The following is a 24,191-nucleotide window of genomic DNA, read 5'->3' as shown; positions in this document are numbered from 1 at the left end:
TATTAAATTCAGCATGTTATAAAAAACAACATCAATAGGGAAATATACTTTCGGAAAATATTTATATTAATATTTTATATAAATAGAGTAATGCATCCACAGAAAGAATACATTGTTCTATTTATACTCTGAAATAGGAAAAGGGAGAAACTCACGTCCCTCCCCTTCATTTTCTTACAATGATATTTTTAGACGTGAACCTCGCGCAACACCTTCTGCCCTGGCTGGCGAATAGTCGTAGAAAGTGCAAGAGACAGAATCAGCAGGGCGAAAATCACGTAGAAGGTCACATAGAAACCACCAAACAGTGAGGCGATAATCGAGCCGCAAATGCTGCCGATACCGAAACCGAGGTAAATTACACCGTAGTTTTTCGCCAGATTATTAAGTCCAAAGAACTCGCTGACCAGTGACGGGAACACCGTGATTGTGCCGCCGAAGTTAAACGCCACGCAGGCAATCGCCGCGAAGAACGTTAACGCATTGAGTGGAGCGAACAGCAGTGCCGCCATGCCCACCAGCGAAACCACCTGTCCAATGGTGATGACCCGAATACGGGCGATTTTGTCAGACAGAATACCCAGAACCAGACGACCTGAAAGGTTAGCAATTGAAATGACCGTCACTGCGTTGGCTGCGGAAATTGCATCAAGATGCGCCAGACTCTGCGCGATATCTTTCGCCACCCCAATAACATACAGGCCACTCATGCAGGCAGTCAGGAACATTACCGCCAGCATCCAGTACTGCGGTTTTCGCATTGACTCTGCCAGTGTGAAATCATTTTCCACCACGCCATTATGGGTTTTGACTTCCTGTTTCGGCGCATCTTTCATTAAGGTCGCGCCAAAAACAATCATCACCAGCGCAATCGCGCCCCAAATTATAAAGGTTTTTTCCAGACCGACCGTTTCCAGCAGTTGCGTGTCGATAAATTTGAACCCCAGGCTACCCAGACCATAGGAACCAATGGCGAATGCGGAGATCAAACCTTTACGTTCCGGGAACCACTTCACGCAGTTAGAGAGCGTCAGCAAGTAACCCGCGCCATCTGCCAGACCGACCAGCACACCGGCACTCAGCCACAGCATCATCAGGTTGTTGGAATGCGCGGTCAGGAAGAAGCCTAATCCCAGCAAAATACCGGAAGCCATAGTGACGCGTTTAACGCCAAAACGTTCCTGTAATTTTCCCGCGACAGAAGACGAAATTGCCAGTCCCAGACTCAACAGGCCAAAGGAGAAAGCCACCTGGCTTACCGGTGCATCCAGTTTGGCGGAAAGTGCACCGTTAAACAGGCTCCAGGTATAAACCGAACCCAGGGCGAACTGGGTAATAATAGTACCGATAAGCGTCAGCCAGCGCGTACGTTGATAGTTGGAAGGTGTCATGGCAGTGTTCCTGCATTAATAAAAAGGAAAGGTCTCTGCCGACAACCATATCGAAGTGCACTTTATGCCAGGGGAAAAACGGCATGAAATGCCATCAGAACGGAATGAAATGCCTTAGTTCAGGAATGAATGACGTGACAAATATTCACCACAATAATAATTGTGTCAGTTAGTACCCACTATCAACACAATGATTGTTATACGCGGGTTCAAATTGTAAATAACAAGTTAAAATCTGGCGCTAACGCCCATGCTATACAAATAATCATTATTATTGTTGCTGTTTTCTGCCTGAGATAACGCGGCATAAGCGGCAATATGTGGGTTAAGCAACATATCGGCTCCCACAGTCACATCAAGCCAATTGCCGTTCTGATTTGTCGCCGTCATGCGGCTCAGGCCTGATTGAGCCTTCCAGATATTCTCACCAAATTGCTGGTTATAGCTGATTTGCGCCCAGGGACGAAAATCACCAAGCCGGGAATCAACACGCCAGCCTAATGTACTGACGCTGGCATGCCATAACGGATCGGTCAACGTTGCATTGCTGTCGCCAAACTCGTTATACATCGAAATGGTCGTACCATCATAATGCAATGCGGCGACTGGGCCTGTTGTAACATGTTCATATAAAGGGAAATTCCAGCCCATACTCATACTGCTGGTCACATCGGCAGGCGTATCCTCCGCCAGATTGACTTCCAGTCCCAGCGCCCTTTGGCTACTTTGAATACGTTGCGACAAAATATCGTTGTAATCAGGTTGGTGATCACTATCCCAGGTATAACGCTCCGTAGTATGCCCAGGCTGCGTATCAACGATATATTCTTGTTGCCAGGCATAAGCTGTGTTGAGAAAAAGAGAACTGATTACAACGCTCGCCAGCAAACTTAACGTCCAGTGGCCACCGCATTTTTTTATGATCATTAACACGACTCCAGAAAAGAGCCGAATTCGGCAATATTATTGTCATTGTATGAAGGATATCGGGCATAGTAGCCCTGTATTAAATATTGACTTTTTCACCGATGCGTCAAGAAAAGCGGCTGAAATTTTTACGGTCTGGTATATAGCGAGGGAAAGTATGGAACGTTGCGGCTGGGTGAGTCAGGACCCACTTTATATTGCCTACCACGATAATGAGTGGGGCGTGCCTGAAACCGACAGTAAAAAACTGTTCGAAATGATCTGCCTTGAAGGACAACAGGCTGGGTTATCCTGGATTACCGTCCTCAAAAAACGTGAAAATTATCGCGCTTGTTTTCATCAGTTTGATCCCGTCAAGGTCGCGGCAATGCAGGAAGACGATATCGAAAGACTGGTACAGGATACCGGGATTATCCGCCATCGTGGAAAAATCCAGGCCATTATCGGCAATGCGCGCGCTTACCTGCAAATGGAGCAAAACGGCGAACCGTTTGCCGACTTTGTCTGGTCGTTCGTAAACCACCAGCCACAAGTGACACAAGCCAGAACATTGAGCGAAATCCCTACTTCAACGCCCGCCTCCGACGCGCTCTCCAAGGCTCTGAAAAAACGCGGCTTTAAGTTTGTTGGCACGACAATTTGTTACTCCTTTATGCAGGCATGTGGGCTGGTGAATGATCATGTGGTTAGCTGCTGTTGCCATCCGGGGAACAAATCATGATTCGGGAAGCACTGCTTTCGGAACTGCCCGCGATTCTGGAGTTATGGCTGGAAAGCACAAGCTGGGGACATCCCTTTATAGAAACAAGCTATTGGCGTGACTGCATTCCGCTGGTGCGTGATGCATATCTAGCCAACGCGCAAAACTGGGTGTGGGAAGACAATGGTGAATTTCTCGGTTTTGTCAGCATTATGGAGGGCCGGTTTCTGGCAGCGATGTTTGTCGCACCGAAGGCCATCAGACGCGGCATTGGTAAGGCGCTGATGCAACATGTACAGCAGCGCCATCCCCATTTGTTGCTGGAGGTTTATCAAAAAAACCAACCGGCGATAGATTTTTACCATGCGCAGGGGTTTCATATTGTCGACTGCGCATGGCAGGAGGAAACCCAACTCCCTACCTGGATTATGGATTGGCAGGCGGATCAAACGCCGTAAGCGACAGCTCCGGGCCATTATATTTTTCCAGCCATGCCAGCGCCGTGTTACCCGCACAGCCATTCCCCAGCCGCGAGCTGGGAAGGTCTTTAGTTAGCACGTTAACCGCACCATTTTTACAAATGCCGCCAGCAGATAAATCAAGATCTGGCCACGCGCCTTCGTGAATACAAATCACGCCAGGTTTAATACCTTCGCTAATGACGGCTCCGACAAGGATTTGTCCGCGCGAGTTCCACACCCGAACTGTATCGCCATCTTGTATACCCCGCGCCCGCGCATCTTCTGGGTGAATGGTGACAGGTTCACGATTTGCCACCGCATACAATTCGCGCAAGGAACTGTAATTCAGCTGACTGTGCAGACGATGTGCCGGGTGAGCAGAAAGTATCTGCAACTGTTCCGGTTCTGCATTGCCCTGCCATTCGTCCGGCTCCAGCCACATTGGATGCCCTGGGCAATCCGGATAAGCGTAATCGGCAATACGCTGTGAGAAGATTTCAATCTTGCCGCTGGCGGTTTTTAACGGATACGCCTGCGGATCGCGGCGAAAATCAGCGAAGCGAATAAACCGCTCGCTGTCTGGGTTTTCCGGCATCTCAATGAATTGGTTGGCTTCCCAGAACTCATCAAATGGTGGCAATTGTATCTGCTGACTTGCCCCACGCTGCCGGGCGACGTTATAAAACGTTTCCAGCCATTGCAACTCACTTTTCCCTTCTGTAAATCGCGCGTAGCCGCCCTTTTCCCACCGTTCGCTTAATTCAGCAAAAACATCAAAATCATTACGTGCTTCACCACGCGGTGGCACCACTTGTTTCATCGGCACCAGATGCTGATTGCTGTAATCTCCGGTCATGGTGAGATCATTACGCTCAAACGACGTGGTCGCAGGGAGAACGATATCAGCGTGTTTTGCCGCCGCCGTCCAGAAGCATTCGGAGATCACCACCAGCTCTGGTTTTTGCCAGGCGTGAATCAGACGATTGGTATCCTGATGGTGGGTAAAGTTGGCACCGCCCGCCCACCAGATAAAACGAATATCCGGGAAATGTCGGTTCATACCGTTGTGTTGATATGCGCCACCAGGGTTTTCCAGTGCTTCAACAATGCGGGCAACAGGGATTTTATCCACCGCATCGGTGCCGCCGGGCAAACTACTTTGCATGGAAGAGAGCACCGCAGCGCGGCGGGTCGGATTGCCGCCATTGGCAAAATGGTAAGAAAGGCCAAAGCCGCCGCCGGGTGTGCCGATTTGCCCCAACATTGCCGCCAGCGTGACGATCATCCAGTGTTTTTGCTCACCAAACTGTTGGCGCTGCATTCCCCATCCCGCCATCAGCATCGTAGTGTTTTGGTGGAAAATAGCCGCCAGCTCGCGAATCTTCTCGGGTGGAATGCCGCAAATCTCCGCCGCCCATTCGGCAGTTTTCGCTATTCCGTCTTTCTCGCCCAGCAAATAGGAGGCGAAGACGTCATAACCCGTGGTGCAACGCGCCAGAAACTCTTCGTCGTGCCAGTCATTTTCCACCAGCGTATGGGCGATCCCCAGCATTAGCGCAACATCCGTGCCCATATGGGGAGCTATCCACTCCATTTTATCGCCAAAGAAATCGACGGTTTCCGATCGCATTGGATCAATGCAGATCAGCTTTTTCCCGCTGTCACGCAATGCAGAAAAGTAAGAAAGCCCCTGCTCATCGGATGCATTCCACGCAATTTTCAGCGTATTGAGAGGGTTAGCACTCCACAATACCACGACATCACTATGTTCCAGCACCAGCGGCCAACTGGTTTGCTGTTGATAAACTTCGCTGCCCCCCACGACATACGGCATGATCGCCTGTGCCGCGCCGGTCGAATAATCCCCCAGATGCCCGGTATAACCGCCTGCCAGCGCCATATAGCGTTGTAATAAAGTTGACGCTTTATGCAAGACGCCATTTGAACGCCAGCCGTAGGAACCAGCAAAAATCGATGCTGGGCCATAAGCCTCACGAATACGTTTATGTTGATGGTGAATAAGATCCAGCGCCTCATCCCAACTCACGCGAACAAATTCATCCTGCCCACGAATGCCTTGCGGGTTTTCTGGTGACGCGAGAAAGCCTTTGCGCACCATTGGAAATCGTACCCGCGTATTGCTGTGAACCTGGTCGCGAACCGCGCTCTGCAAGGAGTTTTCCAGCTCTGTCGCTAACGCGCCACGCGAGTTAAAAACTGTTTCACCGTCGGTTTCAACCAGCATGGATCCCCAGTGGGCGGCAGTCAGAACGGAATAACGTGAGGATGAATTGGCCAAACCGAAGGCTCCTGAAAGGTTAGATGTATTGGGCAGTTAAATATTACTTACAAATTTCCGAGTATTCCCAGGAATAATCTTCATGTTCACACGGCATAATCTCCCGCCACGGCACTCGTGAACAAGAATAAAAAGGTTATTAAGGATTAACAATGAAGAAACGTGTTTATCTTATTGCTGCCGTCGTGAGCGGCGCTCTGGCGGTATCTGGCTGTACAACTAACCCTTACACCGGCGAACGTGAAGCAGGCAAATCTGCTATCGGCGCAGGTCTGGGCTCTCTCGTTGGCGCGGGTATTGGCGCGCTCTCTTCTTCGAAGAAAGATCGCGGTAAAGGCGCGCTGATTGGCGCAGCAGCAGGCGCGGCACTGGGCGGTGGCGTTGGTTATTATATGGATGTACAGGAAGCGAAGCTGCGTGACAAAATGCGCGGCACCGGCGTTAGCGTAACCCGCAGCGGGGACAACATTATCCTTAACATGCCGAACAATGTGACCTTTGACAGCAGCAGCGCGACCCTTAAACCGGCCGGTGCTAACACGCTGACTGGCGTGGCAATGGTGCTGAAAGAGTACCCAAAAACGGCAGTTAACGTGATTGGTTATACCGACAGCACGGGTGGTCACGACCTGAACATGCGTCTCTCCCAGCAGCGTGCGGATTCCGTTGCCAGCGCGTTGATCACCCAGGGTGTGGACGCCAGCCGCATCCGTACTCAGGGTCTTGGCCCGGCTAATCCGATCGCCAGCAACAGCACCGCTGAAGGTAAGGCGCAAAACCGCCGTGTAGAAATCACTTTAAGCCCGCTCTAATCCCTTTCATGCCGGGTGATGCAGAAATCACCTGGCATTCTTCAGTTTTCCTTCATCATATTTCAGGCTAAGGTGATCGCCTTATCAGTGAATGGAGAGAAGAATGAAGCCGTCCGTTATCCTCTACAAAGCCTTACCTGATGATCTACTGCAACGCCTGCAAGAGCATTTCACCGTTCACCAGGTAGCAGACCTCAATCCACAAACCATCGAACAAAACGCGGCGATTTTTGCCGAAGCTGAAGGTTTACTGGGTTCAAACGAGAATGTTGATGCCGCATTACTGGAAAAAATGCCAAAACTGCGTGCCACTTCAACTGTCTCCGTCGGCTATGACAATTTCGACGTCGATGCGCTTAACGCTCGAAAAATCCTGCTGATGCATACGCCAACCGTGTTAACGGAAACCGTCGCCGATACGCTGATGGCGCTGGTGCTGTGTACAGCGCGTCGGATTGTGGAAGTGGCGGAACGCGTAAAAGCTGGCGAATGGACCGCCAATATCGGCCCGGACTGGTACGGCGTTGACGTTCACCATAAAACACTGGGCATTGTCGGGATGGGACGGATCGGCATGGCCCTGGCACAGCGCGCGCACTTTGGCTTCAATATGCCAATTCTCTATAACGCGCGCCGCCACCATAAAGAAGCAGAGGAACGCTTTAACGCCCGCTACTGCGATCTGGATACGCTGTTACAAGAATCAGATTTCGTTTGCCTGATCCTGCCGCTAACTGAAGAAACTCATCACCTGTTTGGCGCAGAACAATTCGCCAAAATGAAATCCTCCGCCATTTTCATTAATGCAGGGCGTGGGCCGGTAGTTGACGAAAATGCACTGATTGCGGCGTTGCAGAAAGGGGAAATTCACGCCGCTGGTCTGGATGTCTTCGAACAAGAGCCATTGCCAGTAGATTCGCCGTTGCTCTCAATGACAAATGTCGTTGCAGTACCACATATTGGTTCAGCCACCCATGAGACGCGTTATGGCATGGCTGCCTGTGCCGTGGATAATTTGATTAATGCGTTGCAGGGGAAGGTTGAGAAGAACTGTGTGAATCCGCACGTCGCGGACTAAGCCGCGACTGCGTGGAGAAAAGCCCGATAACCGTTCGGGCTTTTACTCTTTATTGGGTTGCAGTGACTGCCGTGGTCCAGGCCTGATTAAACGCCTGATGCTGTGCCGGTAATGGCGCAATCAGTTTGTTATATTCACTCGCCTGCTGTGAAGTCGGGAACTGGATGCCATTCGCGACAAAGCTCACCTGAGTACCTTGTTGAGCAATGTAGTCCCCCACCATCACCAGTTGCTGCGTGAACGTTTGAGCCGCCGGAATCAGCGGTTGCAACGCATCAGCTGGGGTCGTCACTACTTTAGTGAATGCCTGATCAAAGACCGGTTTCAGGTCATCGGTCTGTTTTAGCGCAGAGTGCGCAGCATCGGCCTGCAACTTCGCATTTTGCAATTGTTGCGCCAGTACGCCAAGAGATCCGTTCATTTCACGCAGTGGACCACTTTGCGTGACGTAATCCTGTGGTACGCGAATCGCGTTAACGCTGTCTACAACCGGACGCAGACCGGAATCCATCGCCTGATTAACCTGTTGGGAATAGCCATACAGGATCGCGTAATCAGAGACAAAAGGACCAAACTGTTTTTTCTGATCGGCAGTCAGGGTTGGTAGACGTTCACCGCTACGCATCACTGTATTCTGCAGGAAGTCGATAAACGCTTTACGCTGATCGCCTTCTTTATCAAAACACCCACTCAGGCTAACTACCATTAATAACGCCGCAAGAGGCGCAAACCAGCGAGAGCAGGACTTTCCTGTCGCCATTTTCTTACTCCTTTCACCCAAAAAAAGCGCACAACGACACACGCGTGTCTGACGCTGACAAGGATAGTCCAGGACAGGCTTACAGGATACCCTTTATGCATAATCTTCCTGGGAAAATGATGTAGAAAATGAAGAAGAGTTAATTTGTTGTTTTATTGTTAAAAACAGGCATTGCTATTGCGTTTTTGTGGTCAGCACATCCCTTCTCTTGGTAGGCCAAATTTTCGGAATCTTTACAATCCCAGGACGCTGAGAAATATTTCGGCATTAATCATATCGTTAGACGACTATAAGTCACGGCAACTTAGTAGCTGAATCGAATCATACTTAAATCACTCACGGGTTTCTCCCCGCTGTGTCTGCTTTTCCCGACTATTCTTAATGAGCTTCGATGAAATTCACGATCCCGCAGTGTGATTTGAGGAGTTTTCAATGGAATATAAAGATCCAATGCATGAGCTGTTGAGTAGCCTGGAACAAATTGTTTTTAAAGATGAAACGCAAAAGATTACCCTGACGCACAGAACAACGCCTTGTACCGAAATCGAGCAATTACGTAAAGGGACAGGGTTAAAAATTGATGATTTCGCCCGGGTTTTGGGCGTATCAGTAGCCATGGTGAAAGAATGGGAGTCCAGACGCGTAAAGCCTTCCAGTGCCGAACTAAAATTGATGCGCCTGATCCAGGCCAACCCAGCATTAAGTAAACAGTTGATGGAATAGACTTTTATCCACTGTATTGATGTTTACGGTCCTGATGACAGGACCGTTTTCCGACCAATTAATCATAAATATGGAAAATAATTGTTGCATCACCATTCAATGCGTGGCTTAATGCACATCAACGGTTTGACGTACAGACCATTAAAGCAGTGTAGTAAGGCAAGTCCCTTCAAGAGTTATCGTTGATACCCCTCGTAGTGCACATTCCTTTAACGCTTCAAAATCTGTAAAGCACGCCATATCGCCGAAAGGCACACTTAATTATTAAAGGTAATACACTATGTCCGGTAAAATGACTGGTATCGTAAAATGGTTCAACGCTGACAAAGGCTTCGGCTTCATCACTCCTGACGATGGCTCTAAAGACGTGTTCGTACACTTCTCTGCTATCCAGAACGATGGTTACAAATCTCTGGACGAAGGTCAGAAAGTGTCCTTCACCATCGAAAGCGGCGCTAAAGGCCCGGCAGCTGGTAATGTAACCAGCCTGTAATCTCTGCTTAAAAGCACAGAATCTAAGATCCCTGCCAATTGGCGGGGATTTTTTTATTTGTTATTTCAGGAAATAAATAATCGATCGCGTAATATAATCTATTATTATTTTTATAAAGAATAAATTTGGGTGCAATGAGAATGCGCAACGCCGTAAGAAAGGCGGGAATAATTTCCCGCCAAAGACTCTTACTCTTTCAAATTGCAGGCTAAAAATGCCGCCAGCTCATAGCTTCCCTGTTTAATATGCAATTCACACAGTGAATCTCTTATCATCCAGGTGAAAAATAAAAGCGTGAAACAAATCACTATTAAAGAAAGCAATCTATATTTCTGCGGCATTCCCAGCCTCCTGTGTTGATTTCCAACGAGTAAGAGGCTAACCTTATGGTGTTCAGGCATAGGGCAGCCTCACTTTGATTTATAGTCAGGTGGGGCTTTTCTCTGTCTGCCTTTTGGTGAATACCTGAGACAAACAGTCTCAAGCACCCAGGCTTATTTTAGCGTAATAACCTCTTTTCCTCTCCTTAATAAATTCCGAAAAAAATATCATAAAATTAATATATGAGATGATTTTTATTCAGCAGAAGATTATTAAAGGTAGCTGTATTATTTAGTGAAAAAAAAGTCTGCCATCTGGCAGACTTTTTAATAAAGGAGTTATTACTGCAGTAAAGAAATATCCGCTACACGCAGGAATAATTCGCGCAGTTTTTCCAGCATGGTCAGACGGTTGATACGTAGTTCTTTGTCATCGACCATTACCATCACTTTATCGAAGAAGGCATCAACCGGTTCACGCAACTCAGCCAGTTCGACCAGCGCATCCTGATAACGACCTTCTGCGAAGTACGGCTCCAGCTTGTCGCGCAATACAACTACCTGCATCGCCAGTTTAATTTCTTCCGGCTCTTTCAGGGTGGAGGCATTCACGCGATCGCTCAGCACTTCGTCTGATTTCGCCAGAATGTTAGATACACGCTTGTTCGCCGCCGCCAGTGCTGCCGCTGCTTCCAGGGTACGGAAGTGCGATACCGCCTTCATGCGGGCATCAAAATCTGCCGGACGAGTCGGACGACGCGCCAGTACCGCCTGGATGGTGTCGACGGTGTAACCTTCGTCCTGATACCAGGCGCGGAAGCGACCGAGCATAAAGTCGATAACGTCATCCACCACATTGGCGTTAGTCAGCTTATCACCGTACAAGCGCACAGCTTCTTCGGTCAGCGTTTGCAGATCAAGATTGAGGTTCTTCTCAACGATAATACGCAGCACGCCCAGCGCCGCACGACGCAGCGCAAACGGGTCTTTATCACCTTTCGGATGCTGACCAATACCGAAGATGCCCGCCAGGGTATCCATCTTGTCAGCAATCGCCAGCGCACAGGCTACCGGGTTAGACGGCAGGGAATCACCGGCAAAGCGCGGTTGATACTGCTCGTTCAGCGCCACCGCGACATCTTCCGCTTCACCATCATGACGCGCGTAGTGCATACCCATAACGCCCTGGGTGTCGGTGAACTCAAAGACCATGTTGGTCATCAGGTCACACTTGGACAGCAGCCCAGCACGAGTTGCGTGGTTAACGTCAGCGCCAATCTGTTCAGCGATCCAGCCAGCCAGAGCCTGAATGCGGTCAGTTTTATCGCGCAGCGTCCCCAGCTGTTGCTGGAACAGCACGGTTTGCAGGCGCGGCAGGTTATCTTCAAGACGTTTTTTACGGTCGGTGTTGAAGAAGAACTCGGCATCAGCCAGACGTGGACGAACGACTTTCTCGTTACCAGAGATAATTTGCTGCGGATCTTTCGACTCAATGTTGGCAACGAAGATAAAGTTCGGCAGCAGTTTGCCGTCGTTCGCATACACCGGGAAGTATTTCTGGTCACCTTTCATGGTATAAACCAGTGCTTCAGACGGCACAGCGAGGAATTTCTCTTCGAATTTCGCGGTCAGAACAACCGGCCATTCAACCAGCGAAGCCACTTCTTCCAGAAGGCTTTCGCTTAAGTCAGCATTACCACCAATCTTACGCGCCGCTTCTTCAGCATCGACTTTAATCTTCGCCTTACGCTCTTCGTAATCGGCGATGACTTTACCGCGCTCACGCAGAATTTCCGGATACTGATCGGCATTGTCGATGGTAATTTCCGGCTCACCCATAAAGCGATGTCCACGAATTACGCGATCGGACTGAATACCCAGAATGGTTGCCGGAATGACTTTATCGCCCAGCAGCAAAGTTACGGTGTGCACCGGACGCACGAAGTGCACGTCAGACGCGCCCCAGCGCATCAGTTTCGGGATCGGTAGTTTCGCCAGCGAAGTGGCTACCATGTTCGGAACAAGTGCCTCGGTGCTTTCGCCCTTCACATGAGCGCGATACAGTAGCCATTCGCCTTTGTCAGTAGTCAGACGCTCGGCCTGGTCAACGGAGATCCCGCAACCACGCGCCCAGCCTTCTGCTGCTTTACTCGGTTTGCCTTCGGCGTCGAAAGCCTGGGCAATCGCCGGGCCGCGTTTTTCGATTTCACGGTCAGGCTGGGCTTCCGCCAGGTTAGCCACTTTCAGCGCCAGACGACGCGGAGCCGCAAACCATTGAACGGTGCCGTGTGCGAGGCCAGCGTTATCCAGCTCCGCAGTAAAGTTCGCAGCAAAGGACTCAGCCAGGCTGCGCAGTGCTTTTGGTGGCAGCTCTTCAGTGCCGATTTCCACCAGAAAAGTTTTCTCAGACATAGCCGCCTCTTACTTATCTTTGTTGCACATCGGGAAGCCGAGGGCTTCACGGGAAGCGTAGTATGCTTCTGCCACTGCTTTGGTCAGGGTGCGAATGCGCAAAATATAACGCTGACGCTCAGTGACGGAGATGGCTTTACGCGCATCCAGCAGGTTGAAGCTGTGGGCGGCTTTCAGAATACGCTCGTAGGCAGGCAGCGGCAGCGGATTTTCCAGCGCCAGCAGCTGCTGCGCTTCTTTCTCGTACTGCTCGAAGCAGGTGAACAGGAAGTCCACGTCCGCGTATTCGAAGTTATAAGTGGACTGCTCCACTTCGTTCTGATGGAACACGTCGCCATAAGTGGTTTTACCCAGCGGGCCGTCGCTCCAGACCAGGTCGTAAACGCTGTCTACGCCCTGAATGTACATCGCCAGACGTTCCAGACCATAGGTGATCTCGCCGGTAACCGGTTTACACTCCAGACCACCAACCTGCTGGAAGTAAGTGAACTGCGTCACTTCCATGCCGTTCAGCCACACTTCCCAGCCCAGCCCCCAGGCACCCAGCGTCGGGTTTTCCCAGTTATCTTCCACGAAACGAATATCGTGGATAGTCGGGTCCATGCCCAGCTCTTTCAGAGAACCGAGGTACAGCTCCTGGATATTGTCCGGCGATGGCTTAATCACCACCTGGAACTGATAGTAATGCTGTAAGCGGTTGGGGTTTTCGCCGTAGCGACCATCGGTCGGGCGACGAGAAGGCTGGACATAAGCAGCCGCCATCGGTTCTGGCCCCAGCGCGCGCAGACAGGTCATTGGGTGAGAGGTTCCCGCGCCGACTTCCATGTCCAATGGTTGAACAATGGTGCAGCCCTGGCGAGCCCAGTAATCCTGTAAGGTCAGGATCAAGCCCTGGAAGGTCCTGGTATCAAACTTTTGCATATTATTTCGTGCTGGATACGTGTGGATTTAAAGGAAGGGATCAGTATACCCGCTGGATGGAAGATATACAGTACGAAACGGGAAAAAGCAGGGCTTAACGCATGGAAAGATGCAAAAAATGGCCATCCGCGTCAAAAGAACAGACAAAGTGCTCTTTCCGAAAGGTATAGCCGCGCATTTCGTAACTCCCCTGGAACTGTTCAAATGCGGTGACGTCGATTTTTTGCTCGCCGGTGTTATAACGTTTTGCTGCCTGATCCTTGCATAAGGCTTCCATATTCAACGAACGCAGCGGATCAACTTTTACCCGTTGTGCTTTCTGTACGGGTGGCGTTGTTGAGCATCCTACTAACACCATAAGCGCCATTACCGGAAAGAAAGAGTTCATCATCATTAAATTACCGTCTGGTTTGCAGGTGAGTCTTATTATTTATATCGGTATAGTGGCTGATATCTTACGAATTTCCTCAAGCCTCTATAAGCTGTAGTGATAAAACTCAGATTATTCCAGTGCACCAACCGAATGATTTATCAGTCAGACTTTTTTTAACCAGATACAGAGACACAGATGCAGCCCAAAATTTACTGGATTGATAACCTGCGAGGGATAGCGTGTTTAATGGTGGTGATGATTCACACCACTACCTGGTATGTGACCAATGCCCATAGTGTTAGCCCCATCACCTGGGATATCGCGAATATTCTAAATTCTGCCTCTCGTGTCAGCGTACCGCTATTTTTCATGATTTCCGGCTATCTCTTTTTTGGCGAACGCAGCGCCCAGCCGCACAATTTCTTGCGCATCGGCTTATGCCTGCTGTTTTATAGCGCAGTTGCGCTGCTCTACATTGCACTGTTTACTTCCATCAATGTGGAGATATCGCTGAAAAACCTGCTACAAAAGCCGGTGTTTTATCACTTATGGTTTTTCTTCGCGATTGCGGTGATTTATCTGGTTTCGCCGCTGATTCAGGTAAAGCACGTCGGCGGTAAAATGTTGTTGGTGCTAATGGTGGTGATTGGCATCATCGCCAACCCAAACACAGTGCCACAGAAGATCGACGGTTTTGAATGGCTACCAATTAACTTATATATCAATGGCGATACTTTTTACTACATCCTGTATGGCATGTTGGGCCGCGCCATTGGGATGATGGACACGCAACACAAGCCACTGTCGTGGATGAGCGCCGCACTGTTTATCGCCGGGGTATTTATTATCTCTCGCGGGACATTATATGAATTACAGTGGCGCGGAAACTTTGCTGATACCTGGTATCTTTACTGTGGTCCGATGGTTTTTATCTGCGCAATTGCGTTACTGACTCTGGTAAAAAATACACTGGATACGCGTACTGTTAGCGGGCTTGGACTGATATCCCGTCATTCTCTGGGTATATACGGGTTCCACGCGTTGATTATCCATGCGCTGCGCACCAGTGGTATTGAGCTTAAAAGCTGGCCAATACTGGATATTATTTGGATCTTTTGCGCGACGCTGGCAGCAAGCTTGTTGCTTTCTGTACTGGTACAACGAATCGATAAAAACAGATTAGTAAGTTAAGTAAAAGCCCGGTCACACTGGACTGACCGGGCTTACGTAGATTATTCGCTATATTCTTCCTGCGCAGCCATCGTTTCTTTTGGTGCGTTGATCCCAGCATCACGGATATTTTTCTGCACCGCTACTGCACCAAACAAGCTTAAAAAGAAGGCCAGACCATAGAAGCCTTTTTCGCTGAGTAATAACGTCGCATTCCACAGACCTACCATCAGTAATGCAACAGAGATAATAAACACAGTCAGGCAGGTCATATAATAAATGGAGGTGGTCGGTATGCCTTCATACTTGTCCCGAACGGTCTTTTGATAAGACGCTGCAGAAAACAGTCCTAATACCAGTACGGCAAAATAATATCCTTTTTCATTTAACTGCATCTCTGCATTCCATAGCCCTAACAGATAGGTAACGATACCACCAACGAGAGCTATCCATGACACAATACTGAATGCCGGAGAATAGGTTGATATTTTGTTTTCCATCACTGACTTCCTTTCATTCCTGAAGCTTAAGAGCTTTATGCCGAGCGAAATACTCGCATTTGACCAAACAAGCAGACAAAAAAGGCGATGGGGTAGATCACCATTTCATAAGCATTGATAGGTGCGTTTAAAACACCGATAAACAAGAGACCGATGGTGATTAACGCTACCAACTGGCAGATGCGGATAAACAAATCATCCAGTTGCCCAAGTTTTTCTGCGCGCAGATATGCATAGTTACCAAAAGTCCCCGTCATTAACACGCCAAGAAAATAGCCTTTGCCACTTAACAATGGACATGAGATCCATAATCCAATCAGATAAACCAGCGCCCCGACCACAAATAATAGTTTTGCTACAGTCTTTGAGGTTTTCATAACGATCTCCATATCTACCTGCGATACATTACGAGTAACCAACGAAAGACAAAACTGAAAAATGCCATTAACAAATGATTTTCAGAATAAATTCATATAAAAAATTAATATATTCTAAATATATATAGATGGAGATTATCCCCCGCCACATAAGGCAGGGGGAAATATTATGCCATTAGCGGCAGAAGTTGCTGATAGAGGCGACGGAACGTTTCACGTCGTGGCTGATAAGCGGTATAACGCTGCGCATCCGGCAGATGCGACTGTTCTAAGGGCAGTTGTGGCAACAATTCAATGAGCGATTTCTCTGGATTCGCAGCAGTCTGTGCCAGCCTTGCTGCGCCCAGTGCAGGGCCTACATCCCCCCCCGTGCGGTAATCCAGTTGCTGACCGCTAATATCCGCCAGCATCTGACGCCAGTACTCGCTACGCGCTCCGCCACCAATCAGTGTAATGCTTTGCGGTTGAATGCCACAGGCATGTACGACATCCATGCCATCCGCCAACGCATACCCCACGCCTTCCAGTACCGCGCGAGCCAGTTCTGCGGGGCCGTGTTGATGGGTCAGACCGAAGAAAACGCCCTTTGCCTGTGGATTATTGTGCGGCGTGCGCTCGCCGGAAAGATAAGGCAAAAACCAGACAGGATCGACATTCTCATCGGCCTGCTGAGCTGCGGCAATTAAAGCGGGGACATCGCTCAGACCGGTTAATTTCGTCGCCCAGTCCAGACACGACGCCGCACTCAGCATCACCGACATTAAATGCCAACGCTCAGGTAAAGCATGGCAAAAGCTGTGTACGGCACTTTCCGGCTTACTTAGGAAACCTTCGCTCACCGCAAAATAAACACCTGAAGTCCCCAGCGATAACATTGCCTGGTTGGCATCAACCATACCCACACCAACCGCGCCAGCCGCATTATCGCCGCCGCCCGCAACAACCGGCACTGCATTCATTCCCCACGCTTTTGCAACCTCAGGTAGCAAAGTGCCGGTAATTTCGCTGCCTTCGTATAATGCTGGCATCTGATCTCGAGATAACTGGCAAGCCTCCAGCATAACATCGCTCCAGTCACGCTTTGCGACATCCAGCCACATGGTGCCGGCTGCATCAGACATATCACTGGCGAATTCTCCCGTCATCCGCAGACGCAAATAATCTTTCGGCAATAATACTTTGTCTACCTGAAGGAATATCTCTGGCTCGTTTCGCTGAATCCACAGTAATTTAGGCGCGGTAAATCCGGGCATCATCAGGTTGCCTGTAATATTCCGCGACTGCGGAACTCGCGCTTCCAGCAAAGCACACTCCTCCGCGCAGCGCCCGTCGTTCCACAAAATGGCGGGACGTAGCACCCGCTGCTGAGCATCAAGTAAAGTAGCACCATGCATTTGCCCGGCAATACCCAATGCTTTAACGTCTCGCAGAGAATGCTGTTCACCCAGGATTTTCATCGCGCGACCAGTCGCCAGCCACCACTGTTCCGGATCTTGCTCCGACCAGAGTGGATGCGGACGCGAAACGGTTAGTTTTTCCGTTTGCGAAGCGACCACTTCACCTTGCTCGTTGAGCAAAATAACTTTTACGCCCGATGTGCCAAGATCTATCCCGATATACATAGCGATTGTTCCTTAAAAAAATGCCCGGTATCGCTACCGATAACCGGGCTTGCGGACTGCACAATTAGCCGTTATTTGTCGAACAGATAATGATTTACCAGATTTTCCAGTTGCTCCTGGCGTCCACTCTGATGCACCGGCGCCAGATTGTTGTCCTGAGCATATTTTGCTAAATCAGCCAATGACATTTGACCTTTCAGGATTTGCTGACCCAGTTCACTATTCCAGCCGGAATAACGTTGTGCTACGCGTTTATCCAGTTCGCCGTCTTCAATCATGCGGGCTGCAATTTTCAGTGACAGCGCCATCGTATCCATCGCCCCAATATGACCGTAGAACAGATCATATTTATCAGTGCTCTGACGACGTACTTTGGCATCAAAGTTCAGACCGCCGGTCGTGAAGCCACCTGCTTTGAGGATTTCATACATTACCAGCGCGTTCTCTTCCACGCTGTTCGGGAACTGGTCAGTATCCCAGCCCAGTTGCGCGTCGCCACGGTTAGCATCGACAGAACCGAACAGACCAAGCGCAATGGCTGTGGCAATTTCATGGTGGAAAGAGTGACCCGCAAGCGTCGCGTGGTTCGCTTCAATATTCAGTTTAATCTCTTTCTCCAGGCCAAACTGTTTCAGGAAACCGTAAACCGTGGCGGCATCGTAATCATATTGATGTTTGGTCGGTTCTTGCGGTTTCGGTTCGATAAGCAGCGTGCCCTGGAAACCGATTTTATGTTTATGCTCAACCACCATCTGCATAAAACGACCAAGCTGTTCGCGCTCCTGACGAAGATCGGTATTCAACAGAGTTTCGTAACCTTCACGACCGCCCCACAGCACATAGTTTTCACCACCCAGTTTATGCGTTGCTTCCATCGCGGTAACAACTTGTGTAGCTGCCCAGCTAAAGACTTCGGGATCTGGATTCGTCGCCGCGCCTGCGCCATAGCGAGGGTTAGTAAAGCAGTTGGCTGTTCCCCACAGCAGTTTCACGCCGCTCTCTTCTTGCTTGCCAGCCAGCACATCGATCATTTGCGCAAAGTTATTGATGTACTCTTTTAACGATGAGCCTTCCGGGGAAACATCCACGTCATGGAAGCAATAAAACGGCACATGTAGTTTGTGGAAAAACTCGAATGCGACATCGGCTTTACGCTTCGCCAGCGCGAGGGCTTCGCCAGGCTGCTGCCACGGACGATTAAACGCGCCCACGCCAAACATGTCCGCCCCGTTCCAGCAGAAGGTGTGCCAGTAGCAGGCGGCAAAACGCAAGTGGTCTTCCATACGCTTGCCCAACACCAGTTCGTCGGGGTTGTAATGACGGAATGCTAACGGGTTAGAGGATTTCGGACCTTCATAACGAACGCGATCGAGCTGGTCAAAATAGGCTTGCATAATGAACTCCATAATCAGGTAATGCCGCGTGTGATGGATGATGTCGTAATATTGGGCACTCCCTTTCAGTTGCTCAATTATGTTATTTCACACTGCTATTGAGATAATTCACAAGTGTGCGCTCGCTCGCAAAAATAATATGGAATGATGAAACCGGGTGATTTCTCGAATAGAAAAATGCAACAAGTACAATTAATCAACAAAAGTAAGATCTCTGTCATAAATCAAGAAATAAACCAAAAATCGTAATCGAAAGATAAAAATCTGTAATTGTTTTCCCCTGTTTAGTTGCTAAAAATTGGTTACGTTTATCGCGGTGATTGTTACTTTTTTAAGCTGTCCTCTAACAACAGAAGGCCTCTGAATCATGAAAATAAAGAACATTTTACTCACCCTTTGCACCTCACTTCTGCTTACTAACGTCGCGGCGCACGCCAAAGAAGTAAAAATAGGAATGGCGATTGATGATCTCCGTCTTGAACGCTGGCAAAAGGATCGGGATATCTTTGTTAAAAAAGCAGAATCTCTCGGTGCAAAAGTATTTGTACAATCTGCGAATGGCAATGAAGAAACCCAAATGTCGCAGATTGAAAACATGATTAACCGGGGCGTCGACGTTCTTGTCATTATTCCGTATAACGGTCAGGTATTAAGTAACGTTGTAAAAGAAGCCAAACAAGAAGGTATAAAAGTATTAGCTTACGACCGCATGATTAATGATGCAGATATCGATTTTTATATTTCTTTCGATAATGAAAAAGTCGGCGAACTGCAAGCAAAAGCCCTGGTTGATATCGTCCCACAAGGCAATTATTTCCTGATGGGTGGCTCCCCGGTCGATAACAACGCCAAGCTATTCCGCGCCGGGCAAATGAAAGTATTAAAACCTTATGTTGACTCAGGAAAAATTAAAGTCGTTGGCGACCAATGGGTTGATGGCTGGTTACCAGAAAATGCGCTGAAAATTATGGAAAATGCGCTAACTGCCAACAATAACAAAATTGATGCGGTTGTTGCCTCAAACGATGCTACCGCTGGCGGGGCGATTCAGGCATTAAGTGCTCAAGGTTTATCAGGCAAAGTGGCAATTTCCGGCCAGGATGCGGATCTCGCGGGCATAAAACGTATTGCTGCCGGTACGCAAACTATGACGGTGTATAAACCCATTACGTTGTTGGCAAATACTGCCGCAGAAATTGCCGTTGAGTTGGGCAATGGTCAGGAACCAAAAGCAGATACCACACTGAATAATGGTCTGAAAGATGTTCCATCCCGCCTGCTGACACCAATCGATGTTAATAAAAACAACATCAAAGATACGGTAATTAAAGACGGATTCCACAAAGAGAGCGAGCTTTAAGCATCACGCCCCGGCGCTGACCGGGGCGTGATTTCTCTCCATGCCGCGTGAACTGATTGGCTTAGGTGGAGTCGTTATGTCTTATCTACTTGAAATGAAGAACATTACCAAAACCTTCGGCACCGTGAAGGCGATAGATAACGTCAGCTTGCGGCTAAACGCTGGCGAAATCGTCTCACTCTGTGGGGAAAATGGGTCTGGTAAATCAACGCTGATGAAAGTGCTGTGTGGAATTTATCCTCATGGCTCCTACGAAGGCGAAATTATTTTTGCTGGCGAAGAGATTCAGGCAAGTCACATCCGCGATACCGAACGCAAAGGCATCGCCATCATTCACCAGGAATTAGCCCTGGTGAAAGAATTGACCGTGTTGGAAAATATCTTCTTGGGTAACGAAATAACCCACAATGGGATTATGGATTATGACCAGATGACGCTACGCTGCCAGAAGCTATTAGCGCAGGTCAGTTTATCCATTTCACCCGATACCCGCGTTGGCGATTTAGGGCTTGGGCAACAACAACTGGTTGAAATTGCCAAGGCGCTAAATAAGCAGGTGCGTTTATTAATTCTCGATGAACCGACAGCCTCATTAACCGAGCTGGAAACCACGGTTTTACTGGATATTATTCGCGATCTGCAACAACACGGTATCGCCTGTATCTATATTTCGCACAAACTCAACGAAGTTAAAGCAATTTCCGATACGATTTGCGTTATTCGCGACGGTCAGCATATAGGAACACGTGATGCAGCCGGAATGAGCGAAGACGATATTATCACTATGATGGTAGGGCGAGAATTAACGGCACTTTACCCTAACGAACCGCATATCACGGGTGATGAAATATTACGTATTGAGCACTTGACGGCGTGGCATCCGGTTAATCGCCATATTAAACGAGTTAATGATGTCTCTTTTTCTCTGAAACGCGGTGAAATACTGGGTATTGCCGGACTGGTCGGCGCCGGGCGTACCGAAACCATTCAATGCCTGTTTGGCGTTTGGCCCGGACAGTGGGAAGGGAAAATCTATATTGACGGCAAACAGGTGGATATTCGCAACTGCCAGCAAGCGATCGCCCAGGGTATTGCGATGGTGCCAGAAGACAGAAAGCGCGATGGCATCGTTCCGGTAATGGCAGTTGGTAAAAATATTACCCTCGCCGCACTCAATAAATTTACCGGAGGGATCAGCCAGCTTGATGATGCCGCAGAGCAAAAATGTATTCTGGAATCCATCCAGCAACTCAAAGTTAAAACGTCGTCCCCCGACCTTGCTATTGGACGTTTGAGCGGCGGCAATCAGCAAAAAGCGATCCTCGCTCGCTGTCTATTACTTAACCCGCGCATTCTCATTCTTGATGAACCCACCAGGGGTATCGATATTGGCGCGAAATACGAGATCTACAAATTAATTAACCAACTCGTCCAGCAAGGTATTGCCGTTATTGTCATCTCTTCTGAATTACCTGAAGTACTCGGCCTTAGCGATCGTGTGCTGGTGATGCATGAAGGAGAACTAAAAGCCAACCTGATAAATCATAACCTGACTCAGGAGCAGGTGATGGAAGCCGCATTGAGGAGCGAACATCATGTCGAAAAGCAATCCGTCTGAAGTGAAATTAGCCGTACCGACATCCGGTGGCTTTTCTTGGCTTAAGTCACTGAATTTACAGGTCTTCGTGATGATTGCAGCGATCATCGCAATCATGCTGTTCTTTACCTGGACCACCGATGGCGCCTACTTAAGCGCCCGTAACGTTTCCAACCTGCTGCGCCAGACCGCAATTACCGGCATTCTCGCGGTAGGTATGGTATTCGTCATAATTTCTGCTGAAATCGACCTCTCGGTCGGCTCCATGATGGGGCTATTAGGTGGGGTCGCCGCTATCTGCGACGTTTGGTTGGGCTGGCCGCTGCCGCTCACTATCATTGTGACATTGGTTCTGGGGCTGCTTCTCGGAGCGTGGAATGGGTGGTGGGTCGCGTACCGCAAAGTCCCGTCATTTATTGTCACCCTGGCAGGCATGTTGGCATTTCGCGGCATCCTTATTGGTATCACCAACGGCACGACCGTTTCCCCCACCAGCGCCGCGATGTCACAAATTGGGCAAAGCTATCTACCAGCAAGTACCGGTTTCATCATCGGCGCGCTTGGTTTAATGGCTTTTGTCGGCTGGCAATGGCGCGGAAGAATGCGCCGTCAGGCTTTGGGTTTGCAGTCTCCGGCATCTACAGCGGTGGTCGGTCGCCAGGCATTAACGGCTATTATTGTTTTAGGCGCAATCTGGCTGCTAAATGATTACCGTGGCGTTCCTACTCCTGTTCTACTGCTGACGTTGCTGTTACTCGGTGGAATGTTTATGGCAACACGGACAGCTTTTGGGCGACGCATTTACGCTATTGGCGGTAATCTGGAAGCGGCACGGCTATCCGGGATTAACGTTGAACGAACAAAACTTGCTGTGTTTGCTATCAACGGTTTGATGGTAGCCATCGCCGGGTTAATTCTTAGTTCTCGACTTGGCGCTGGTTCACCTTCTGCGGGGAATATCGCCGAGCTGGACGCGATTGCAGCATGCGTGATTGGTGGTACTAGTCTGGCAGGCGGTGTGGGAAGTGTTGCCGGAGCAGTAATGGGGGCATTCATCATGGCTTCACTAGATAACGGTATGAGTATGATGGATGTACCGACCTTCTGGCAGTATATCGTCAAAGGTGCGATTCTGTTGCTGGCAGTATGGATGGACTCCGCAACCAAACGCCGTTCCTGACTTTGATAAAAATTTTCTCAAAGCCGGTAACGTATTACCGGTTTTGAGTTTTTACATGATTCAGCAGGAAAAGAACCATGTTTACTAAACGTCATCGCATCACGTTGCTGTTCAATGCTAATAAAGCCTATGACCGTCAAGTAGTAGAAGGTGTAGGGGAATATTTACAGGCGTCGCAATCGGAATGGGATATTTTCATTGAAGAAGATTTCCGCGCCCGCATTGATAAAATCAAGGACTGGTTAGGAGATGGCGTCATCGCCGACTTCGACGATAAACAAATCGAGCAAGCATTGGCTGATGTCAACGTCCCTATTGTTGGCGTTGGTGGCTCGTATCACCTGGCAGAAAGCTATCCGCCCGTACATTACATTGCCACCGATAACTACGCGCTGGTTGAAAGCGCATTTTTGCATTTAAAAGAGAAAGGCGTTAACCGCTTTGCTTTTTATGGTCTGCCAGAGCCGAGCGGCAAACGCTGGGCCGCCGAACGCGAGTATGCCTTTCGCCAGCTTGTGGCTGAAGAGAAGTACCGAGGTGTGGTTTATCAGGGGCTGGAAACCGCACCAGAGAACTGGCAACACGCGCAAAATCGGCTGGCAGACTGGCTGCAAACGCTGCCACCGCAAACAGGAATTATTGCCGTCACTGACGCCCGGGCGCGGCATATTCTGCAAGTATGCGAGCATCTGCACATCCCCGTACCGGAAAAATTATGCGTGATAGGCATAGATAACGAAGAATTGACCCGCTATCTTTCGCGTGTCGCCCTCTCTTCTGTCGCCCAGGGCGCCCGACAAATGGGCTATCAGGCGGCAAAACTGTTGCATCGCTTATTAGATAAAGAAGAGATGCCGTTGCAGCGGATTTTGGTTCCGCCAGTCCGTGTCATCGAACGGCGTTCAACGGATTACCGTTCGCTGACCGATCCCGCCGTTATTCAGGCCATGCATTACATCCGCAATCATGCCTGCAAAGGAATTAAAGTGGATCAGGTTCTGGATGCGGTGGGCATATCGCGATCTAATCTTGAGAAACGGTTTAAAGAAGAAGTGGGTGAAACTATTCACGCCATGATTCATGCCGAGAAGCTGGAGAAAGCGCGCAGCCTGCTGATTTCTACTACCTTGTCGATCAATGAGATATCGCAAATGTGCGGTTATCCATCGCTGCAATACTTCTACTCTGTTTTTAAAAAAGCGTATGACACGACACCAAAAGAGTATCGCGATGTAAATAGCGAGGTAATGCTGTAGCGGAAGGGGAAAATCCGCCTGGCAACATTTCGTGGTTGTCGGATGCGGCGTGAACGCCTTATCCG

Annotated in this window: 24 protein-coding genes; 12 read left to right on the top strand and 12 right to left on the bottom strand. The window is 49.2% G+C overall.

Annotated elements, in window-relative coordinates:
- Nucleotides 1–188: 188 nt before the first annotated feature.
- Both EQY_RS0101670 and EQY_RS0101665 read right to left on the bottom strand, forming a co-directional pair.
- Complete coding sequence (locus EQY_RS0101670; protein WP_000189033.1) at nucleotides 189–1,391, bottom strand: L-lactate MFS transporter; 1,203 nt, start codon at nucleotides 1,389–1,391, stop codon at nucleotides 189–191.
- Nucleotides 1,392–1,619: 228 nt separating this feature from the next.
- Nucleotides 1,620–2,318: an autotransporter outer membrane beta-barrel domain-containing protein gene (locus tag EQY_RS0101665; RefSeq protein WP_000584406.1), complete on the bottom strand. Its 699-nt coding sequence runs from the start codon at nucleotides 2,316–2,318 to the stop codon at nucleotides 1,620–1,622.
- Between the two features lie 157 nt (nucleotides 2,319–2,475).
- Between EQY_RS0101665 and tag the strand changes: the two genes are divergently transcribed.
- Nucleotides 2,476–3,039 (top strand): DNA-3-methyladenine glycosylase I, encoded by a 564-nt coding sequence (gene tag, locus EQY_RS0101660; protein ID WP_000438938.1) that lies wholly within the window; start codon nucleotides 2,476–2,478, stop codon nucleotides 3,037–3,039.
- Nucleotides 3,036–3,476, top strand: coding sequence for an N-acetyltransferase (locus EQY_RS0101655; RefSeq protein WP_000617459.1), 441 nt, complete (start codon nucleotides 3,036–3,038; stop codon nucleotides 3,474–3,476). The genes tag and EQY_RS0101655 overlap by 4 nt, the downstream gene beginning before the upstream one ends.
- Here the strand turns inward: EQY_RS0101655 and bisC are convergent.
- Entirely contained in the window at nucleotides 3,445–5,778 is a 2,334-nt protein-coding gene (gene bisC / locus EQY_RS0101650; protein WP_024212364.1) for a biotin sulfoxide reductase, read from the bottom strand. The two genes, EQY_RS0101655 and bisC, sit on opposite strands and share 32 nt — an antisense overlap.
- A gap of 152 nt (nucleotides 5,779–5,930) precedes the next feature.
- On the opposite strand from bisC, the gene EQY_RS0101645 reads away from it, so the two are divergent.
- On the top strand, nucleotides 5,931–6,590 hold the full coding sequence (locus EQY_RS0101645) for an OmpA family lipoprotein (RefSeq protein WP_000747625.1): 660 nt from the start codon (nucleotides 5,931–5,933) through the stop codon (nucleotides 6,588–6,590).
- Between the two features lie 103 nt (nucleotides 6,591–6,693).
- Nucleotides 6,694–7,668, top strand: a complete 975-nt coding sequence (gene ghrB, locus EQY_RS0101640) for a glyoxylate/hydroxypyruvate reductase GhrB (RefSeq protein WP_000805001.1) — start codon at nucleotides 6,694–6,696, stop codon at nucleotides 7,666–7,668.
- Between the two features lie 49 nt (nucleotides 7,669–7,717).
- Here the strand turns inward: ghrB and EQY_RS0101635 are convergent, their stop codons facing one another.
- Nucleotides 7,718–8,428 carry a DUF3053 domain-containing protein gene (locus tag EQY_RS0101635; RefSeq protein ID WP_000190517.1) on the bottom strand — a complete coding sequence of 237 codons (711 nt, stop codon included), beginning with the start codon at nucleotides 8,426–8,428 and terminating at the stop codon, nucleotides 7,718–7,720.
- 432 nt (nucleotides 8,429–8,860) lie between these two features.
- Between EQY_RS0101635 and EQY_RS0101630 the strand changes: the two genes are divergently transcribed.
- The 3 genes from EQY_RS0101630 (at nucleotide 8,861) to EQY_RS26685 (ending at nucleotide 9,856) form a co-directional block, all read left to right on the top strand.
- Nucleotides 8,861–9,151 (top strand): HTH-type transcriptional regulator, encoded by a 291-nt coding sequence (locus EQY_RS0101630; RefSeq protein ID WP_010344962.1) that lies wholly within the window; start codon nucleotides 8,861–8,863, stop codon nucleotides 9,149–9,151.
- 280 nt (nucleotides 9,152–9,431) lie between these two features.
- The gene (gene cspE / locus EQY_RS0101625) at nucleotides 9,432–9,644 is read left to right on the top strand and encodes a transcription antiterminator/RNA stability regulator CspE (protein WP_000014594.1); all 213 of its coding nucleotides are present in this window, start codon (nucleotides 9,432–9,434) and stop codon (nucleotides 9,642–9,644) included.
- A gap of 140 nt (nucleotides 9,645–9,784) precedes the next feature.
- Nucleotides 9,785–9,856, top strand: coding sequence for a hypothetical protein (locus tag EQY_RS26685; protein WP_212735822.1), 72 nt, complete (start codon nucleotides 9,785–9,787; stop codon nucleotides 9,854–9,856).
- Here EQY_RS26685 and hokA read toward each other — a convergent pair.
- The 4 genes from hokA to EQY_RS0101605 all read right to left on the bottom strand — a co-directional run bounded on the left by hokA (nucleotide 9,833) and on the right by EQY_RS0101605 (nucleotide 13,691).
- Nucleotides 9,833–9,985, bottom strand: a complete 153-nt coding sequence (gene hokA / locus EQY_RS0101620) for a type I toxin-antitoxin system toxin HokA (protein ID WP_001135738.1) — start codon at nucleotides 9,983–9,985, stop codon at nucleotides 9,833–9,835. The genes EQY_RS26685 and hokA overlap by 24 nt on opposite strands.
- Before the next feature lie 321 nt (nucleotides 9,986–10,306).
- Nucleotides 10,307–12,376: a glycine--tRNA ligase subunit beta gene (gene glyS / locus EQY_RS0101615; RefSeq protein ID WP_001291756.1), complete on the bottom strand. Its 2,070-nt coding sequence runs from the start codon at nucleotides 12,374–12,376 to the stop codon at nucleotides 10,307–10,309.
- Nucleotides 12,377–12,385: 9 nt separating this feature from the next.
- Entirely contained in the window at nucleotides 12,386–13,297 is a 912-nt protein-coding gene (gene glyQ, locus EQY_RS0101610; protein WP_001168544.1) for a glycine--tRNA ligase subunit alpha, read from the bottom strand.
- Nucleotides 13,298–13,391: 94 nt separating this feature from the next.
- The gene (locus EQY_RS0101605) at nucleotides 13,392–13,691 is read right to left on the bottom strand and encodes a YsaB family lipoprotein (RefSeq protein WP_000980163.1); all 300 of its coding nucleotides are present in this window, start codon (nucleotides 13,689–13,691) and stop codon (nucleotides 13,392–13,394) included.
- Nucleotides 13,692–13,865: 174 nt separating this feature from the next.
- Between EQY_RS0101605 and EQY_RS0101600 the strand changes: the two genes are divergently transcribed.
- Nucleotides 13,866–14,861 carry an acyltransferase gene (locus EQY_RS0101600; protein WP_001182631.1) on the top strand — a complete coding sequence of 332 codons (996 nt, stop codon included), beginning with the start codon at nucleotides 13,866–13,868 and terminating at the stop codon, nucleotides 14,859–14,861.
- Between the two features lie 41 nt (nucleotides 14,862–14,902).
- Here the strand turns inward: EQY_RS0101600 and yiaA are convergent, their stop codons facing one another.
- The 4 genes from yiaA to xylA all read right to left on the bottom strand — a co-directional run bounded on the left by yiaA (nucleotide 14,903) and on the right by xylA (nucleotide 18,733).
- A complete protein-coding gene (gene yiaA, locus EQY_RS0101595; RefSeq protein ID WP_010344954.1) occupies nucleotides 14,903–15,340 on the bottom strand; it encodes an inner membrane protein YiaA in 438 nt (145 codons plus the stop codon).
- Between the two features lie 35 nt (nucleotides 15,341–15,375).
- Nucleotides 15,376–15,717: an inner membrane protein YiaB gene (yiaB, locus tag EQY_RS0101590; protein ID WP_010344952.1), complete on the bottom strand. Its 342-nt coding sequence runs from the start codon at nucleotides 15,715–15,717 to the stop codon at nucleotides 15,376–15,378.
- Nucleotides 15,718–15,884: 167 nt separating this feature from the next.
- A complete protein-coding gene (gene xylB / locus EQY_RS0101585; RefSeq protein ID WP_000275354.1) occupies nucleotides 15,885–17,339 on the bottom strand; it encodes a xylulokinase in 1,455 nt (484 codons plus the stop codon).
- Between the two features lie 71 nt (nucleotides 17,340–17,410).
- Nucleotides 17,411–18,733, bottom strand: coding sequence for a xylose isomerase (gene xylA / locus EQY_RS0101580; RefSeq protein ID WP_001149549.1), 1,323 nt, complete (start codon nucleotides 18,731–18,733; stop codon nucleotides 17,411–17,413).
- A 367-nt stretch (nucleotides 18,734–19,100) separates the two neighbouring features.
- Between xylA and xylF the strand changes: the two genes are divergently transcribed.
- The 4 genes from xylF to xylR all read left to right on the top strand — a co-directional run bounded on the left by xylF (nucleotide 19,101) and on the right by xylR (nucleotide 24,126).
- Entirely contained in the window at nucleotides 19,101–20,093 is a 993-nt protein-coding gene (gene xylF, locus EQY_RS0101575) for a D-xylose ABC transporter substrate-binding protein (protein WP_000694881.1), read from the top strand.
- Nucleotides 20,094–20,169: 76 nt separating this feature from the next.
- Nucleotides 20,170–21,711: a D-xylose ABC transporter ATP-binding protein gene (xylG, locus tag EQY_RS0101570; protein ID WP_024212363.1), complete on the top strand. Its 1,542-nt coding sequence runs from the start codon at nucleotides 20,170–20,172 to the stop codon at nucleotides 21,709–21,711.
- The gene (xylH, locus tag EQY_RS0101565; protein ID WP_000047001.1) at nucleotides 21,689–22,870 is read left to right on the top strand and encodes a xylose ABC transporter permease XylH; all 1,182 of its coding nucleotides are present in this window, start codon (nucleotides 21,689–21,691) and stop codon (nucleotides 22,868–22,870) included. Before xylG ends, xylH begins: the two co-directional genes overlap by 23 nt.
- Before the next feature lie 77 nt (nucleotides 22,871–22,947).
- Nucleotides 22,948–24,126 carry a D-xylose utilization transcriptional activator XylR gene (gene xylR, locus EQY_RS0101560; protein ID WP_000494491.1) on the top strand — a complete coding sequence of 393 codons (1,179 nt, stop codon included), beginning with the start codon at nucleotides 22,948–22,950 and terminating at the stop codon, nucleotides 24,124–24,126.
- The last annotated feature ends 65 nt before the right edge of the window (nucleotides 24,127–24,191 follow it).

Source organism: Escherichia sp. TW14182 (genome assembly GCF_000208525.1).
GTDB classification, from domain to species: domain Bacteria; phylum Pseudomonadota; class Gammaproteobacteria; order Enterobacterales; family Enterobacteriaceae; genus Escherichia; species Escherichia ruysiae.
Note: the sequence above shows the minus strand (reverse complement) of the source record. Positions and strands in the feature narration are given on the sequence as shown.

Coding starts and splice junctions, on each gene's coding strand:
- EQY_RS0101670 (WP_000189033.1), bottom strand. CDS start 1,391: ATGACACCTTCCAACTATCAACGTACGCGCTGGCTGACGCTTATCGGT.
- EQY_RS0101665 (WP_000584406.1), bottom strand. CDS start 2,318: ATGATCATAAAAAAATGCGGTGGCCACTGGACGTTAAGTTTGCTGGCG.
- tag (WP_000438938.1), top strand. CDS start 2,476: ATGGAACGTTGCGGCTGGGTGAGTCAGGACCCACTTTATATTGCCTAC.
- EQY_RS0101655 (WP_000617459.1), top strand. CDS start 3,036: ATGATTCGGGAAGCACTGCTTTCGGAACTGCCCGCGATTCTGGAGTTA.
- EQY_RS0101645 (WP_000747625.1), top strand. CDS start 5,931: ATGAAGAAACGTGTTTATCTTATTGCTGCCGTCGTGAGCGGCGCTCTG.
- ghrB (WP_000805001.1), top strand. CDS start 6,694: ATGAAGCCGTCCGTTATCCTCTACAAAGCCTTACCTGATGATCTACTG.
- EQY_RS0101635 (WP_000190517.1), bottom strand. CDS start 8,428: ATGGCGACAGGAAAGTCCTGCTCTCGCTGGTTTGCGCCTCTTGCGGCG.
- EQY_RS0101630 (WP_010344962.1), top strand. CDS start 8,861: ATGGAATATAAAGATCCAATGCATGAGCTGTTGAGTAGCCTGGAACAA.
- cspE (WP_000014594.1), top strand. CDS start 9,432: ATGTCCGGTAAAATGACTGGTATCGTAAAATGGTTCAACGCTGACAAA.
- hokA (WP_001135738.1), bottom strand. CDS start 9,985: ATGCCGCAGAAATATAGATTGCTTTCTTTAATAGTGATTTGTTTCACG.
- glyS (WP_001291756.1), bottom strand. CDS start 12,376: ATGTCTGAGAAAACTTTTCTGGTGGAAATCGGCACTGAAGAGCTGCCA.
- glyQ (WP_001168544.1), bottom strand. CDS start 13,297: ATGCAAAAGTTTGATACCAGGACCTTCCAGGGCTTGATCCTGACCTTA.
- EQY_RS0101605 (WP_000980163.1), bottom strand. CDS start 13,691: ATGATGATGAACTCTTTCTTTCCGGTAATGGCGCTTATGGTGTTAGTA.
- EQY_RS0101600 (WP_001182631.1), top strand. CDS start 13,866: ATGCAGCCCAAAATTTACTGGATTGATAACCTGCGAGGGATAGCGTGT.
- yiaA (WP_010344954.1), bottom strand. CDS start 15,340: ATGGAAAACAAAATATCAACCTATTCTCCGGCATTCAGTATTGTGTCA.
- yiaB (WP_010344952.1), bottom strand. CDS start 15,717: ATGAAAACCTCAAAGACTGTAGCAAAACTATTATTTGTGGTCGGGGCG.
- xylB (WP_000275354.1), bottom strand. CDS start 17,339: ATGTATATCGGGATAGATCTTGGCACATCGGGCGTAAAAGTTATTTTG.
- xylA (WP_001149549.1), bottom strand. CDS start 18,733: ATGCAAGCCTATTTTGACCAGCTCGATCGCGTTCGTTATGAAGGTCCG.
- xylF (WP_000694881.1), top strand. CDS start 19,101: ATGAAAATAAAGAACATTTTACTCACCCTTTGCACCTCACTTCTGCTT.
- xylG (WP_024212363.1), top strand. CDS start 20,170: ATGTCTTATCTACTTGAAATGAAGAACATTACCAAAACCTTCGGCACC.
- xylH (WP_000047001.1), top strand. CDS start 21,689: ATGTCGAAAAGCAATCCGTCTGAAGTGAAATTAGCCGTACCGACATCC.
- xylR (WP_000494491.1), top strand. CDS start 22,948: ATGTTTACTAAACGTCATCGCATCACGTTGCTGTTCAATGCTAATAAA.